The organism is Priestia sp. Y58 (genome assembly GCF_029522095.1).
In the GTDB taxonomy this organism is placed as follows: Bacteria; Bacillota; Bacilli; order Bacillales; family Bacillaceae_H; genus Priestia; species Priestia megaterium_E.
In genome coordinates this window covers 537,548-552,546 of sequence record NZ_JAKWFL010000002.1, presented here as the reverse complement: position 1 = coordinate 552,546, position 14,999 = coordinate 537,548, and the positions used below count along the sequence as shown (strand labels likewise).

Genomic DNA, 14,999 nt, shown 5'->3' with positions numbered 1-14,999 from the left:
TGCCCTCCAATCAATAGCTAGAAGCACCTGATTAGACCTACGTTCACTATCACAATAAAAAAATCCAAATGAGTTTAATTCTCCATCAAGAATCAAACTCGTTCGGAACTTTCTTCAACTAACATACTTTTGTTATTTATGTTTTTCAAAAGCGAGCTTTAATCCAAAACCGATTAAAACGACGCCTGTTGCTTTATCCATAAAGCGCTGAACGCTAGGTGTTGTGAGCCATTTTCGTAAGTAGTTAATAAAAGAGACAAATACGAAAAACCACGTGATAGCAAGGATCGTATACGTTATTCCCATCAGAAGTAATTGAAGAGTTACGTTTTGATCATTTTGAACAAATTGAGGTAAAAAAGTTAAGAAAAATACCGCTACTTTTGGGTTAAGAACGTTTGAGACAAGGCCTTGACGAAAAGCGGATGTTTCTTTTGACTGCTCCTCTTTTTCAGAAGAAGGTATATTGCTTTTTTTAGAAAGGAAGGCAGAGATTCCTAAGTACATTAAGTAAAAGGCTCCTGCGTATTTTACGATTTCAAATGCCAGAGCTGACTGAAGGAGAAGAGCCGATAAGCCAAACGCGGCGGCGAGTGTATGAACTAAAGAGCCGCTCGCTAAGCCTAATGCCATTTTATAGCCGCCCGTTTGTCCATCTGCCATCGTTCGTTTGGTAATAAGAGCAGTATCAATACCAGGACTCATAATAACAAATAATGTGAGAATCAAAAAAGTGAAGATGTCGTTCATTTTTTTCTTCCTCCTTACTGTGATAGTATTAAACTGTATTTTATTTATTAAATCTAATTTAACATAAGTAACGCCGTTTATTAAGTTTAATTTAATAAAATTAAATATAATTAAACATCTTTTACGGAGGAATCATCATGGAAAACATAGATATTGGAAAAAAAGTAGAGAAATTTCGAAAAGCAAAGGGGCTAAGCAGTCGAGAATTAGCCAAATTAGCGGAGATTACGCCGTCTATGTTAAGTCAAATTGAACGGGGATTAGCTAATCCGTCCATTTCAACGCTTAAAATTTTAGCTAAATGCCTCGATGTTCCCACTTTCAGCTTTTTACTTGAAGAAATAAACACCTCTCATTTAGTCGTACGGTCGAACGAGCGTAAAACGATGAAAGTAAAAGAGTTAACGTATTCGCTAGTATCGCCAGACTTTACGGGAAATCTAGCTACGGCGATCATGGAAGTACCGCCGATGAAGTCTTCATCAGAATCTCCTTTAGCGCATAAAGGGGAGGAAGTGGCATATGTCTTAGAAGGAAAAATTAAGGTGTCTTTAGAAGAGGAAGTATACGTGCTAGAAAAAGGAGACAGCGTCAAAATCCCTTCGCATCTGAAGCACAAATGGGATAATCCGTTTGAGGAGAAAGCGGTGATTTTATTCTCAGTCACACCGCCTGTTTTTTAAAATACTTACGATTTTTATACTGCGCATCTTCAGTGTGAGACACTTTTATTATACAAATGTGATAAAGCTATCATGTTTGTAAGGATAAACAATTGATAAAATAGCATTGTTGGTAATCTCTACCTAAGAGAATACATACTAAATACTTTTTGGAAAGGTGTTGAAGGGTAATGAAGACATGGAAAGAGATGTTTCGTACTTCAAAGCTTAAAAAAATGATGCCTGTACTCGCTCTGTCGTGCGCGGCGGCTGTAAGCTTTTCAAGCAGCGAGGTACATGCTGAAACGGTAAAATGTCAAAGACAAGAAACAAAGAGTGATCAAGAGTTTGCTAAGCTTGAAGACAAATATGATGCGAATCTTGGCGTTTTTGCATTAGATACCGGTACCAATAAAACGGTAACGTATCATTCGGATGAGCGTTTTGCTTATGCGTCTACTCATAAAGCGCTTGCTGTCGGTGCACTTTTACAGCAGAAGTCAATCGAAGATCTCAACGAGCGAATCTTTTATACGCGTGATGACCTTGTGAACTATAACCCAATTACAGAAAAACATGTTGATACAGGTATGACTCTTCGAGGACTCGCGGATGCATCGCTTCGCTACAGCGACAATACGGCAGGGAACTTAATTCTGCAGCAGCTGGGCGGACCGGACGGATTTAAAGAAGCATTAGAAAACATAGGAGACGATGTGACGCTGCCTGAGCGCTTTGAACCGGATTTAAATGAAGTGAATCCAGGAGAAACCCACGATACAAGTACACCAAGAGCGCTCGCTGCAAGTCTTCAAACGTATGTACTTGGAGGGGCACTTCCTGAAGACAAGCGTGCACTTCTAACGGATTGGATGAAACGAAATACAACAGGGGATGCGTTAATACGAGCGGGCGTGCCGAAAAGCTGGGAAGTAGCCGATAAGACAGGCGCAGGCTCATACGCGACGCGAAATGATATTGCCATCCTTTGGCCGCCGAAAGGAGATCCAATTGTTCTTGCGATCCTTTCCAATCGCACGGAAAAAGATGCGGAGTATAATGATAAACTGATTGCAGAAGCGGCTAAACAAGCGGTGAAGGCTTTAAGAGTGGCTCATAAATAGAAAAATGGATAATAGAATAGTAGTATGAATGTGAAAAAAAAATACTAGCTGACTCATCCAAGCGCTTATTGTAAGCGCTTGGATTTTTTATTATCATCAACTCCTGTATGTTGCGAGCTGAGCTCAAAAATTAGTCAAATCGCACAAAATAATATCAGAAAATTCACATAAATAATAATGAACTTGCGTTAAAATTCGTATACACTATGTACATGTTAAGTTAACTTACATCTAATGTTAGAAGTGAGAGTGGAAACATCATAAAAAGGAGTTGAGTGTATAGTGTCTACAAATGCAACAAGTTCCGTTATAGAAGAGGTGCATTCTTATCAAGATAGAAGTCTTGATCCGTCACTAAAGCCAAAAGCGGAAAGTGATCGAAAGCTAACTCCGTTGTCCTATATGTTTATGTGGATTGGAGACGGCGTTAATTTAGGGAATATGACGCTTGGGGCTAGCTTGGTAATTGCAGGTACTGCGGTATTAAATCTTTTTCAAACGTTTGTGGCAGCGATTATTGCCATTGGTATTATTTCTACTTTTTTTGTCTTGAACGATCGAATCGGCTATAAGACGGGCATACCGTATGTGATGCAGCTTCGAATGTCTTTTGGAATAAAAGGATCCGTTATATCTTCTCTTTTACGAGGTATTCCAGCTATCATTTGGTATGGTTTCCAAAGCTGGACAGGCGGTACCGCTTTAAACGAAATTGGCAAAATTTTGAGCAAAGGGTCTTTTGATAATCTTGTTCTTTGTTTTATTATCATTCAGCTGCTGCAAATTGTGCTTTCCCTGTACAGCTTCCACGCGGTCAAATGGGTAGAGATGCTTGCTTCAATCATCATATTGCTTGGCCTTGTTTACGTATTTGGTGTTCTTTTAACTTCTCATAGTGAGGTAGTAGGGGAGAAGTGGGTACATACAAAAGGTTCATGGGGACTTCCGTTCTTTTCTTTCATTATGATGTTTATGGGAAATTATGCGGCAATTTTTCTAAGCGCAGCCGATTACTCTAGAGAACTGAAGCCAGGAATCAGTGACACAAAGCGTGGGTTCTTATACTTTACACCGATTCTAGTAGCCTACGGATTCGTTCTTACAATCGGAGCAATGCTTGCTTCTGCTACGGGCATATCCAATCCTGTCAAAGCGTTTGCGGTTGTAGTGGATAATTCCTATATTACCGTCGCTGTATCAGCTTTTATTGTGATTGGTGTTATTGCCGTAAACATGGTGGCAAATATTATTCCGCCTACGTATGTGATTACGCTGCTGACAAAAGCAAATTATAAAGTGGCGGTGACCATTACTGGACTGCTTGCTTTCTGTTCATTCCCTTGGGTGCTTGTTCAAGATTCGTCAGCTGCAGGACTTGGGCTGTTCATTTTAATTTACTCTGCTTTTTTAGGTCCAATTGTTTCTATTTTACTAGTGGATTACTATATTTTAAGGAAACAAAGAGTAAACGTAGAAGAATTGTATCAAGAAAAAGGACCGTTTTCCGGCTACAATCCGTGCGCTATGCTTGCGATGCTCATCGGTGCAGGGGCTGCGTTTATCGAAGTTGATTTAGGCTGGATTATAGGGGTGGTAGTCGCAGGAATCTCTTATATTCTTTTGACGAAATTTGCTTTCAAACGTTCAAAATTTAAAAAAGGAACCATTTTTGAATCCTAACATTCCATCGACAAAAGCCTTTGCTTTCCGCAAAGGCTTTTATAGCGTCAGATTAAATCTCTTTGTCTAGTTTCCTAAAAAGTGGGTAAAGTAAAGAAGAGAAAAAAGTTACCTCTATTATGAGTTGCTTTTAATAGGAGCGCATCTAATGTATCGCATCAATCATAGCTTAAAGGAGAGGGCAGAGTATGTATGAATTTAGAGTGTATACTCTTCGAGATGGAAGCGAAAAGGTAATCAAAACGCTGAAACATGAATCGTTTGCGGATGAAATTCAACGAGCGGGAATTAAGCAAACGGAAATTGCGCAAACACAGCTAGTAGATAAACCGAGATAACGTTTTTGCATTTATTTTTACACGTTTTAAAAAAGCCGGGTTCCTGTGTCTTCACGCAGCAACCCGGCTTTTCTGATTTCTTATAGTTCTTCACCGTTTGTTTTAATCACATGTTTATACCAGTTAAAGGAATCTTTTTTGTAGCGTTTCATCGATCCGTTTCCTTCGTTGTCACGGTCCACATAAATCATGCCGTATCGTTTTTTCATTTCGCCTGTTGTAAAGGAAACAATATCAATAATTCCCCACGGCGTATAGCCCATTAAATCCACACCATCGTACGTCACGGCTTGTTCTAACGCTTCGATGTGCGATTTTAAATATTCAATTCGCGATGCGTCATGAATGGATCCGTCTTCTTCAACCGTATCAATGGCGCCAAATCCGTTTTCTACGATGAAGAGCGGAATTTGATAGCGGTCGTAGAAGCGGTTTAACGTATAGCGCAAGCCCGTTGGATCAATCGACCAGCCCCAATCGCTTGATTTGATATAAGGGTTTGCTACGCCGTTTGGCAATCCGCCGTTTACGATATCGCCCGTATTGTCAGCTTCAACGTCGCTTTTAACCGTTGTGGACATGTAATAGCTGAAGCCTAAATAATCAACTTTTCCGTTTCGTAAAATTTCTTCGTCGCCTTCTTTAAAGGGAATATGATAGCCTTCTCGTTCGAATTCTTTTAACGCATAGCTTGGGTAGTAGCCGCGAACTTGAACGTCAGGGAAGAAGTAGCGCTGTCTCATTGTTTCTTCTGCTAACATCACATCTTCAGGGTTTGAAGAATACGGATAAATTGGCACGTGTGACACCATCGCTCCGATTTGGAAATTCGGATTAATTTCTTTTCCTTTTGATACGGCAAGAGCGCTTGCCAGCAGTTCGTGATGTCCCGCTTGATACATCACTTCTTTTGCGTTTTCACCAGGCTTTACAGAAACGCCTGAGTTCGTCCATAAGAATAGCGGGTTGTTTACGTCCATTTTGTTGTTAATTTCATTGAACGTCATCCAGTATGTGACTTTATCTTTATAGCGGTCGAAGCAAACTTCAGCGAACTTCACAAAGCAGTCAACCGTTTTTCGACTTCTAAATCCGCCGTATTCTCGAGCTAAATGCAGGGGCATTTCAAAGTGAGACAGTGTAATAACCGGTTCAATTCCGTGCTTTAACAGTTCATCAAATACATCGTCGTAGAATTTTAGTCCTTCTTCGTTTGGCTCAGCTTCATCGCCTTTAGGGAAAATACGGCTCCAGCCAATCGATGTACGCAAACATTTTAAGCCCATTTCTGCAAACAGCGCGATATCTTCTTTGTAGCGGTGGTAAAAATCAATTGCTTCGTGATTCGGATAGAATTTATCTTCTTCCACTGTTTCAGTAATTTGTCGCGCTACACCGTGCGCACCTGCAGTCATAACGTCTACTACGCTCGGTCCTTTTCCACCTTGGTTCCATCCACCTTCAAATTGATGAGCTGCTAATGCGCCGCCCCATAAAAAATTCTTTGGCATCTTTGTCATTGTTAGTTCCTCCTTATTTCACCACGGTAAATAATGTTTGATTCAGTCCGCTATTTTCAACATCTTCAACAATTACTTCTCGATAAGCGTTTGAATTTGTGATAATAACCGGCGTAATCGTTTGTAATCCCTGTGTTTCAATAAATTCTTTATCAAATTCAATGAGTAAATCGCCTTTTTTAAACTTTACACCGTCTTCTACATGCAGCGTAAACGGCTTGCCGTCTAATGTAACGGTATCTAATCCAATATGAACAAGCAGCTCAACGCCGTATTCTGATCGAAGGCCGATGGCGTGCTTTGTTGGGGCTACCATGACAACCGTTCCATCAAAAGGTGCATAAAGCTTATTATCCGAAGGATCAATCGCTAATCCTTCTCCCATCGCACCTGAGCTGAATACTTCATCGGGTACGCTAGAAAGAGGGATGACTTTCCCGCTAAACGGTGCGCTGATCGTTTCTTCATTTTCGTTCGGGTTGCTGACGGCTACTTCGTTTAAAGGAGCAGCAGCAGATTCTTTTGCTGCATCTTCTCCGTAGCCAAATACTTGAATAAGCAGAACGGGAAGAATGATTGCAATGGCACATCCAATTAAAATTCCCCAGATTGACATCGGGTAATCTTGGCTGATCCCGTTTACAATGGTCAGAGGTCCGGGAAGTCCTGCGTAAGCAAAGTAATAAGGGTGAAAGAAACTTGCTACAACGGCACCAATAGCACCTGAAACGCATCCAAAGATAAACGGCTTTTTAAAACGTAAGTTTACGCCGTAGATAGCTGGCTCTGTAATACCAAATAATCCTGTTATCCCGGCTGATACGCTGACTTTGCGTGCTTCTTGGCTTTTTGCTTTTAAAATAACCCCAAGTACCGCTCCAACTTGAGCTACCACGGCAATTGTCTGATACGCTTGAAACGAATCTCTGCCGTTTAAGTCAAAGTTAGCAAGTACCATCGGCGTAATTCCCCAGTGTACCCCGAAGATAACAACAATTTGCCAGAACCCGCCAATGATTGCTCCGGCCAAAGCAGGTACGTTTTCAGCTAAAAAGTTATAGCCATGAGCGATTCCATTAGCCCCCATCGTAGTAACAGGACCAATAAGTAAAATTGTTACTGGAACCATAATTACCATACATAAAAATGGGACAAACAGCGGTCTAACGACTTCATGAATGCTCTTATTCAGGAACCTTTCAAGGTAAGACAAAATCCATACTAAAAATAAAGGCGGTAAAACAGAAGAAGTATAGACCGTTTCGGATAAGGGAAGACCTAAAAACGTAATGCTGCTTCCGTCTGAAATTTTCGCCGCCATTTCTGCCCATGTTGGACTAACTAATGCTGCACAGCAAGCCACTGCGATGTAGGTATTGGTTTTAAAATGCTTAGATGCTGTGATAGCGATAAATATAGGTAAAAAAACAAACGGTGCCCACGAAATGAAGCTTAATACTTGATATGTGCCCGTTTTTGCAAAGCTATCCGAAAACAAATTAATAAGTATTAACGAACCCTGTAAAATTCCTGCTGCTGCCAAGATGTATACAAACGGCGCAAACACAGCAGACATCGTAGCAATCACGCGATTTAAGATTGTCCCTTTGTTTTCAGTTTGCTCCTCTGTGGTATCCAAGTTTACTAAACTAGCAAACTCTTCATAAACGTCTCCCACGTGCTGTCCAATAACGACTTGAAACTGCCCGCTGTTTTCAACAACCGTAATGACACCAGCCATAGAAGACACCTTACGTTTGGCTTCTGGCTTCGAGCGCTTTAACACAATTCGCAGCCTCGTAGCACAGCGTGTAGCGCTTACGATATTTTCTTCGCCGCCTACCGCATCTAAAATGTCTGCTGCAAGCTTGTGATAATCTCTAATTTTCCCTCCCATATGTTCAACCCCCTTGTTGAGTATACGCTTTCAGTATAATTGTATCGATACAATTTATCAATACCTAAATAAAATAATAGTCAATAAACAATTTAAGTTTATGGCATGGAGTTAGATTATGGTATAATCGTGTTATTCTTGAGACAAATTCAGTAAAGAGGTATAGCTATGATCAAATACCAACAAATTGCAATTGAAATTGAAACCTATATTGAAGAACACAAGCTTCAGCAAGGAGAAAAGCTGCCTGTATTAGAAACGCTGATGGCACAGTTTAAGGCGAGCAAAAGTACCGTAACAAAGGCCTTAGATCTATTAGAGAAAAAAGGCGTTGTTTTTCAAGTGAGAGGAAGCGGCATTTTTGTCCGTCGCCATAAGCGAACAGGCTATATTGGCTTGCTTTCCAATCAAGGATTTACGAGTGAACTTGAAGATTTTCAGTTAACGTCGGAAGTGATTGAGTTAGATGTACGAAAGCCGACGCAAGAAGCCGCGTTAAATTTAAACATAGAAGAAAATAGTGACGTCTATTATGTAAAAAGAGTACGGTATATTAACGGCCAGACGCTTTGTCTAGAAGAATCGTTTTATAATAAATCCATCGTTACATACTTAAATAACGAAATTGTTTCTCAGTCTATTTTTCATTACATCAAAGAAGGACTTGGCTTGAAAATCGGGTTTTCTGATCTATATCTTCACGTCGGCAAGCTGAACGAAGAAGAAGCAAAGTACTTAGGATTAAAAGAAGGCGATCCTAAATTATTTATTGAAACGCTCTTTCACTTAGCGAACGGCCAGCCGTTTGACTTTTCAAAAGTGACATATAACTACGAACAGTCTCAGTTCTTTTTACAAGCAACGAGTCATGTTTTATAAAAAAGTGCCCGTCTCTCAATTAGCAAGGAACGAGAGGCAGGCACTTTTTTCTTGATTTTTCTGATAAAAATGTAAAAAAGATAAACATTGTAATAAATAGGAAATTAATATACGATAAAATGGTTACAGGGTTTATCGAGATAGGGGAAAGAGGTGCTAAGTTGAAAAAGATGCTGAGTTATCTTTTTCCAATGCTTTTTATGTTTGGCCTGCTTTCTATGAATTTATTTCAGCCGACTAAAGGGGATTTTATCGCTGTAGGTGTAATATCTATTGTTACAGGTGCCGTGATTGGTTTTGTAGGTAACATAGGTTGTGCAATAGTAAAGTTAGTTAAAAATAAAGTGGAGTAAACTTATTCGGGGCGGTGGAGTGTTTTGAGTGAAAGTATCATTATTCAGCCATATGCTAGCAGGTATCAACAGCAAGTAGTGGATTTAATTCTTCATATTCAGCAGCAAGAATACCACATTCCGATAACGGAAAAAGATCAGCCTGATTTGTTTGAAATCGAAGGCTTTTATCAACAGGGAAACGGAAACTTCTGGGTTGCTGTTTGCAACCAAAGAGTAGTAGGAAGCGTAGCTTTAATAGACATCGGCAGCCGTCAAGTAGCACTGCGGAAAATGTTTGTAGCAAAGTCATATAGAGGAGCAAGTTTCAAAACAGCTCACCGTCTATTGCATACAGCCATCGCATGGGCAAAAGAGAAAGAAGTGGAAAGAATATACTTAGGAACGACATTACAATATAGGGCTGCGCATCGCTTTTATGAGAAAAATGGGTTTCAACATATAGAGAAAGAAAAGCTGCCTGAGAATTTCCCGGTGATGAACGTAGATAAAAAGTTTTATACATATAAGGTATAAAGTGAGCCGCTAGGTCAAGGAATCTAGCGGCTTTTACTTTGGCAAGGTCTCTTGATAATGAACTCTTTTTTTAAGTAGCAAATTGTCTAGCTGAGCAATTAAAATCCCCGCAACCACAATAACAGAACCAATCAGTTCTTTAAGCGTAAACAGCTCATGCAAAAAAAGAACGGCAAACAGCGCAGCAAAAATAGGCTCTGTTGCAAAAATAAGTCCTGTGTGAGTAGGAGTTGTGTAGCGCTGCGCAATGGCTTGACAAATGAATCCGATCGCGCTGCAAAGAACGCCAAGACCTAAAATCGCAATCCATGATGATAAAGTAGTGGGAATGCTCGGGTCTTCAAATAAAAAGCTGCAAAGCAGTGCAAACAATCCAGCAAACCCTAGCTGTAAAATGCCGAGAGCAATTGGATTTTCATTTTTGGTAAACGTGCCGGTCAACGTAATATGAATGGCATAACACAGTGCAGTTCCAATGCAAAGTACATCACCCGTATTCATATGAAAGGAGTGCTTTAAAGTTAAAACACCTATACCGGTTAGGGTAGTGATAATACCGAGCCCAATCGGCCAAGAAGGAAGCTTCTTCACTAACACGCAGTTGAGCAACGGAACAAAAATGACCGTTAAACTGACAAGAAAGCCGGCATTTGAAGCAGACGTCATGCTGACGCCAAACGTGACAAATGCAAAAACAGAAAACAGTAAAAAGCCTAAAATAGCGGATGATAAAATCGTTTTTCGCGTGATTTGCCGTAAAGGCTTATAGAAAAACAGCCCGGCAATGAAAAAAGCAATCAAACATCTAAGCGCAATAATGGTAAATGATCCGAGCGAACTCAGCCCCATTTTCATAAACACGTACGACATGCCCCAAAATACGTTTACCCCAATCATCATCATATTTGCTCGTGTGCGGTAACTCACGTTCAACCCTCCATTTTTTATCATGTACCCACAGTATACAAAGGAATTTGACATTAATAAAATGAATCTTTATAATGATGAACGTGAATTAAATTCATGTTGGAGTGGGAGAAAATGAGCTTAGTAAAATACGAAATTTTAAACAAAGTAGCCGAATTGCAAAGCTTTACAAAAGCGGCAGATGCGCTGGCGCTCACGCAGTCAGCGGTTAGTCATGCCATTACAAATCTCGAATCGGAATTTGGCTTCTCGCTTGTAAATCGAAATAGGGGGGGTATTACTTTAACGACAGAAGGGGAAACGATGCTTCTTGCCATTCGCAAGGTACTGCAAGAAAATGAAAAAGTTCATCAAGAAGCAGCCAGTCTATTGGGTCTTGCAAAAGGAACCATTAAAATCGGTATTTTTAAAAGCGTGTCGACTAAATGGCTTCCTGAAATTATTCAGCTAATGGAAAAAAGCTATCCGGCCATTCAAATTCAGCTCAAAGAAGGCGACTACCTTGAAATTGAACAGTGGCTGCTGAGCGGAGAAATAGACTGCGGCTTTATTAACATTACGCATTCAAGTCAATTTCATATTATTTCTTTAAAAAAAGATCGACTGCTGTGTGTCGTATCAAATCAAAGTGCTCTATATCATCAGAAAACCGTTTCTTTTAAAGATTTAGAGAAAGAACCGTTTATTATGCCGACATACGGCGGTTATCATGATATTAAGCAACTGTTTGAAGAACATGGCATTCAGCCTGAAATTCGCTTTGAGTTAATGGATGAAAGTGCTATTTTATCGATGGTTACACATCACTTAGGAATTAGTATTTTACCTGAAATGCTTTTGGATTCGATCCCGCAAGAGCTGCGTGCGATTCCGTTTCAAGTGGACAGCTACCGTTCAATTGGTTTAGCTACTCGTTATCATCTTTCACCTGCAGCCAAAAAGTTTGCTGAAACAACGCAAGCGTGGCTGCAAAATTCGGACAAGTAAAAAGCTATTTATAAAGCCAAAAACGGATATTTCATAAGACTCTTAGGAACTAAGCGCATCTTTGTGCTATAATAAAGCTATACAATTACCTATTAGTCATCATTGATGACTAATTTTTTTTGGAGGATAATATGGAAGATTTATTACAATTAAAGAACAAGAACATTGTGATCATGGGAGTTGCCAACGACAGAAGTATTGCTTGGGGTGTTGCAAAAGCCCTTCACCAAGTAGGAGCAAACTTAATTTTTACATACCGTAAAGAACGTTCACTAGGAAAATTGAACAAGCTGCTAGAAAAAAATGAAATTCAAGCAACATTAATTGCAGAATGTGACGTAAACAGCGACGAAAGCATTGAAGCAGCTTTCAAAAAAATCGGAGAAGAAGCAGGCACAGTTCACGGAGTAATTCACTCTGTTGCGTTTGCTCACTCAGAAGATTTAAACGGCGAGTTCATTAATACATCAAGAAGCGGATATGCATTTGCTCAAGACACAAGCGCTTATTCATTTATCGCGGTAGCAAAAGCAGCAAAACCTCTTATGACAGAAGGCGGTTCTCTTGTAGCGATGAGCTATCTTGGTGCAGAGCGCGCAGTTGAAGGCTATAACGTAATGGGCGTAGCGAAAGCAGCACTTGAGTCTTCAGTAAAATACTTAGCATTAGACTTAGGGAAAGACAATATCCGCGTAAATGCGATTTCAGCAGGCCCAATTCGTACGCTTGCAGCGAAAGGTATTTCTGACTTTAACCAAATTCTTCACAAAGTTGAAGAAAAAGCACCTCTTAAGCGTAACGTAACGCAAGCAGAAGTTGGCGACATGACGGTTGTATTACTAAGCCATCTTTCACGCGGCGTAACAGGAGAAATCGTACACGTAGACGCTGGTTATAATATTGTAGGTTAATCCCAAAACACCTTCTCATTCGAGAAGGTGTTTTTTTAGCTTTTTTCACGGGAAGACAAATGCATCCCAAAACACATAGACCTCTTAAAGAAATATTATTAGCAATAAGGTGAATCATAAGAAATATTCATTCTATACTTCTAGATAAATGTGTGCTTCCACTTATAAAACAAGAGCTCATGTCTATAAGTAAAGACAAGAAATATGTAATTTAATTCATAATTAATCAAACGTCTATATTTTAAAATAGATAAGCTCTAAATTCTAAAAAGAACATATGATGTGGCAAAGGAAAAGGAGTTGACGAAATATGCATCAAGGACAGCAACATTATATTCCATGGGAACAATGGCATCATCAGCATCCTCAAGGCACGTGGAATCAGTGGCATCAGCAACATCCTCATGTACCTTGGGAGCAGTGGCATAAACAGTATCCGCACGGCACGTGGAATCAATGGCATCAACAACATCCATACACACCTTGGAATCAGTGGCATCAGCAGTATCCGCACGGTACATGGAATCAGTGGCATCAGCAAAATCCATATGTGCCATGGAATCAGTGGCACCAGCAGCATCCACACAGTTCGTGGAATCAATGGCATAATATTTATCATCAAAGCTAATCAGCTTTTTACCACAAAAGGTCCGGTTCTCCTTGGGAACTGGACCTTTTGTGTGTAGACGTGAATGATGCAGTAAGCTTATTTTCTAGTAATTTATATGAGCCCAGGTGATGGATGAAAACGGAAAAGTATGTTTGATCTATAGGGTAGGGGGTACACACAATAAAGCAGGTTAAAGAAAACATTCATGATTCCTAAGCTGTATAAAGTGGATTGGTTCATATGAAAGGATCCATGTAAATCAGCAAAATTAAATATAATTTTATCGCTTGACAATATACCTATAGGGGTATATTATAAAGCATGTAAACAACATCAATTCAATAGCAAGGCGGTGATTGTTATGCTATATATAGCAGTGTTGTTGCTTGCTATTTCATTTATCGCATACAGACGTTATTATCCTGTTAAAAGAATACAGTGCATGCGTGAACTTGAAGCGAAAGAACTTGGGCGAACGGTTGTAGATATTCGTCATTATCATGAAGTTCGCGATTCGATTAGTATAGTTATTCCGTATGCGTATCTCAAACGCTTTTATTCAGAAATTCCACAAGGCAGCGTTCATCTGATTGCCGGAGATAGAGTGGAGTTAAATTTAAGCGTACGGTTCTTACGAAAAAAAGATTTTGAAGTACGCAGCTATGAGTTAGCAGCGTGTAAAAGTAAAGGAAAGAAAGGGGTATTCGATTATGGAGTATAACCAACAAGTGAAAAATCGCCTGCGCCGAATTGAAGGGCAGCTAAAAGGCGTGCTTAGCATGATGGAGCAAGGAAAAGACTGCCGAGACGTCGTGACTCAATTATCTGCTGCAAGAAGTGCCATTGATCGCACAATGGGAGTTATTGTGAGCAGCAATCTTGAACAGTGCGTCAGAGAGAGCCTTCAGCAAGGAGAGCCAACGGAAGGTTTAGTGAAAGAAGCTGTACAGCTTTTAGTGAAAAGTCGTTAATAATTGTCACCTTGTTTAAGGTTGACGAATATCATTATTTAGTATAATATACCCTTACAGGTATATGTATATAAAAGGAGAGAGAAATACTATGAAAATTGATCATGTCTTAGATGCAAAAGGATTAGCTTGTCCAATGCCAATCGTAAAAACAAAAAAAGCAATGGATACTTTAACAACAGGCCAAGTATTAGAAGTGCAAACGACAGATAAAGGTGCTAAAAGTGATCTAACAGCTTGGGCAAAATCAACAGGACACGAGCTTATTGATTTTAAAGAAGAAGGCAGTACATTTATCTTTTACATTCAAAAAGGCTAATTTTTTTTAGAATCAAATATACCCCATAGGGTAAGAGGAGGAACAACATGACTGAACAAAAGAAACGAACAACAATTGTATTATTTAGCGGTGATTATGACAAAGCGATGGCAGCTTATATTATTGCCAACGGAGCGGCCGCTTATGACCATGAAGTGACGATATTCCATACGTTTTGGGGATTGAATGCGCTTCGTAAAGAAGAAATGGTGCCGGTGAAAAAAGGATTTTTAGAAAAGATGTTTGGCAAAATGATGCCGCGCGGTGCGGATAAAATGGGCTTATCTAAAATGAACTTTGCAGGTATGGGACCTAAAATGATTAAAAACGTAATGAAAAAGCATAATGCTCTAACGCTGCCGCAGCTTATCGAAATGGCACAAGAACAAGATGTGAAGCTAGTGGCTTGTACGATGACGATGGATCTTCTAGGGTTACAGGAAAAAGAACTGCTAGATAATATTGAATATGCAGGCGTAGCGGCGTATTTAGCCGACGCAGAAGACGGAAACGTAAACTTATTTATCTAAAAGATAACTCATGAAGCGAGGGTCA

The 14,999-nt window shown here is 39.8% G+C and carries 18 protein-coding genes; 14 read left to right on the top strand and 4 right to left on the bottom strand.

The features are described 5' to 3' along the window. Window positions 1-132: 132 nt before the first annotated feature. Complete coding sequence (locus MMB68_RS08840) at window positions 133-750, bottom strand: LysE family translocator (protein ID WP_277548578.1); 618 nt, start codon at window positions 748-750, stop codon at window positions 133-135. A gap of 137 nt (window positions 751-887) precedes the next feature. On the opposite strand from MMB68_RS08840, the gene MMB68_RS08835 reads away from it, so the two are divergent. The 4 genes from MMB68_RS08835 to MMB68_RS08820 all read left to right on the top strand — a co-directional run bounded on the left by MMB68_RS08835 (window position 888) and on the right by MMB68_RS08820 (window position 4,554). Then, window positions 888-1,433 carry a cupin domain-containing protein gene (locus MMB68_RS08835; RefSeq protein WP_269871215.1) on the top strand — a complete coding sequence of 182 codons (546 nt, stop codon included), beginning with the start codon at window positions 888-890 and terminating at the stop codon, window positions 1,431-1,433. Window positions 1,434-1,603: 170 nt separating this feature from the next. Further along, a complete protein-coding gene (bla, locus tag MMB68_RS08830) occupies window positions 1,604-2,536 on the top strand; it encodes a class A beta-lactamase (protein WP_277548576.1) in 933 nt (310 codons plus the stop codon). 282 nt (window positions 2,537-2,818) lie between these two features. After that, the gene (locus MMB68_RS08825) at window positions 2,819-4,216 is read left to right on the top strand and encodes an NCS1 family transporter (protein ID WP_277548574.1); all 1,398 of its coding nucleotides are present in this window, start codon (window positions 2,819-2,821) and stop codon (window positions 4,214-4,216) included. A 188-nt stretch (window positions 4,217-4,404) separates the two neighbouring features. After that, window positions 4,405-4,554 carry a hypothetical protein gene (locus MMB68_RS08820; RefSeq protein ID WP_013058052.1) on the top strand — a complete coding sequence of 50 codons (150 nt, stop codon included), beginning with the start codon at window positions 4,405-4,407 and terminating at the stop codon, window positions 4,552-4,554. 80 nt (window positions 4,555-4,634) lie between these two features. Here MMB68_RS08820 and bglA read toward each other — a convergent pair whose 3' ends face one another. Together bglA and MMB68_RS08810 are read right to left on the bottom strand one after the other, a co-directional pair. Then, the gene (bglA, locus tag MMB68_RS08815) at window positions 4,635-6,074 is read right to left on the bottom strand and encodes a 6-phospho-beta-glucosidase BglA (RefSeq protein WP_277548572.1); all 1,440 of its coding nucleotides are present in this window, start codon (window positions 6,072-6,074) and stop codon (window positions 4,635-4,637) included. Window positions 6,075-6,087: 13 nt separating this feature from the next. Beyond that, a complete protein-coding gene (locus tag MMB68_RS08810) occupies window positions 6,088-7,971 on the bottom strand; it encodes a beta-glucoside-specific PTS transporter subunit IIABC (protein WP_277548570.1) in 1,884 nt (627 codons plus the stop codon). Window positions 7,972-8,139: 168 nt separating this feature from the next. Between MMB68_RS08810 and MMB68_RS08805 the strand changes: the two genes are divergently transcribed. The 3 genes from MMB68_RS08805 to MMB68_RS08795 all read left to right on the top strand — a co-directional run bounded on the left by MMB68_RS08805 (window position 8,140) and on the right by MMB68_RS08795 (window position 9,719). Further along, window positions 8,140-8,850 carry a GntR family transcriptional regulator gene (locus MMB68_RS08805; protein ID WP_277548568.1) on the top strand — a complete coding sequence of 237 codons (711 nt, stop codon included), beginning with the start codon at window positions 8,140-8,142 and terminating at the stop codon, window positions 8,848-8,850. A 170-nt stretch (window positions 8,851-9,020) separates the two neighbouring features. After that, a complete protein-coding gene (locus tag MMB68_RS08800) occupies window positions 9,021-9,203 on the top strand; it encodes a hypothetical protein (RefSeq protein ID WP_277548783.1) in 183 nt (60 codons plus the stop codon). 24 nt (window positions 9,204-9,227) lie between these two features. Further along, entirely contained in the window at window positions 9,228-9,719 is a 492-nt protein-coding gene (locus MMB68_RS08795; RefSeq protein ID WP_277548566.1) for a GNAT family N-acetyltransferase, read from the top strand. A 33-nt stretch (window positions 9,720-9,752) separates the two neighbouring features. On the opposite strand, the gene MMB68_RS08790 is transcribed toward MMB68_RS08795, so the two are convergent. Beyond that, complete coding sequence (locus MMB68_RS08790; protein WP_277548564.1) at window positions 9,753-10,646, bottom strand: DMT family transporter; 894 nt, start codon at window positions 10,644-10,646, stop codon at window positions 9,753-9,755. Between the two features lie 114 nt (window positions 10,647-10,760). On the opposite strand from MMB68_RS08790, the gene MMB68_RS08785 reads away from it, so the two are divergent. The 7 genes from MMB68_RS08785 to MMB68_RS08755 all read left to right on the top strand — a co-directional run bounded on the left by MMB68_RS08785 (window position 10,761) and on the right by MMB68_RS08755 (window position 14,974). Continuing rightward, window positions 10,761-11,633 (top strand): LysR family transcriptional regulator, encoded by an 873-nt coding sequence (locus MMB68_RS08785; RefSeq protein ID WP_277548563.1) that lies wholly within the window; start codon window positions 10,761-10,763, stop codon window positions 11,631-11,633. Between the two features lie 131 nt (window positions 11,634-11,764). Beyond that, a complete protein-coding gene (gene fabI, locus MMB68_RS08780) occupies window positions 11,765-12,544 on the top strand; it encodes an enoyl-ACP reductase FabI (RefSeq protein WP_025750965.1) in 780 nt (259 codons plus the stop codon). Between the two features lie 310 nt (window positions 12,545-12,854). Continuing rightward, complete coding sequence (locus MMB68_RS08775) at window positions 12,855-13,172, top strand: hypothetical protein (protein WP_028409369.1); 318 nt, start codon at window positions 12,855-12,857, stop codon at window positions 13,170-13,172. Between the two features lie 343 nt (window positions 13,173-13,515). Beyond that, window positions 13,516-13,875 (top strand): sulfurtransferase, encoded by a 360-nt coding sequence (locus MMB68_RS08770; RefSeq protein WP_277548561.1) that lies wholly within the window; start codon window positions 13,516-13,518, stop codon window positions 13,873-13,875. Further along, window positions 13,865-14,125 (top strand): metal-sensitive transcriptional regulator, encoded by a 261-nt coding sequence (locus MMB68_RS08765; protein WP_047932200.1) that lies wholly within the window; start codon window positions 13,865-13,867, stop codon window positions 14,123-14,125. Before MMB68_RS08770 ends, MMB68_RS08765 begins: the two co-directional genes overlap by 11 nt. Window positions 14,126-14,216: 91 nt before the next feature. After that, complete coding sequence (locus tag MMB68_RS08760; RefSeq protein ID WP_028409366.1) at window positions 14,217-14,444, top strand: sulfurtransferase TusA family protein; 228 nt, start codon at window positions 14,217-14,219, stop codon at window positions 14,442-14,444. Window positions 14,445-14,491: 47 nt separating this feature from the next. Next, window positions 14,492-14,974 (top strand): DsrE/DsrF/DrsH-like family protein, encoded by a 483-nt coding sequence (locus MMB68_RS08755; protein WP_013058040.1) that lies wholly within the window; start codon window positions 14,492-14,494, stop codon window positions 14,972-14,974. Window positions 14,975-14,999: the final 25 nt, after the last annotated feature.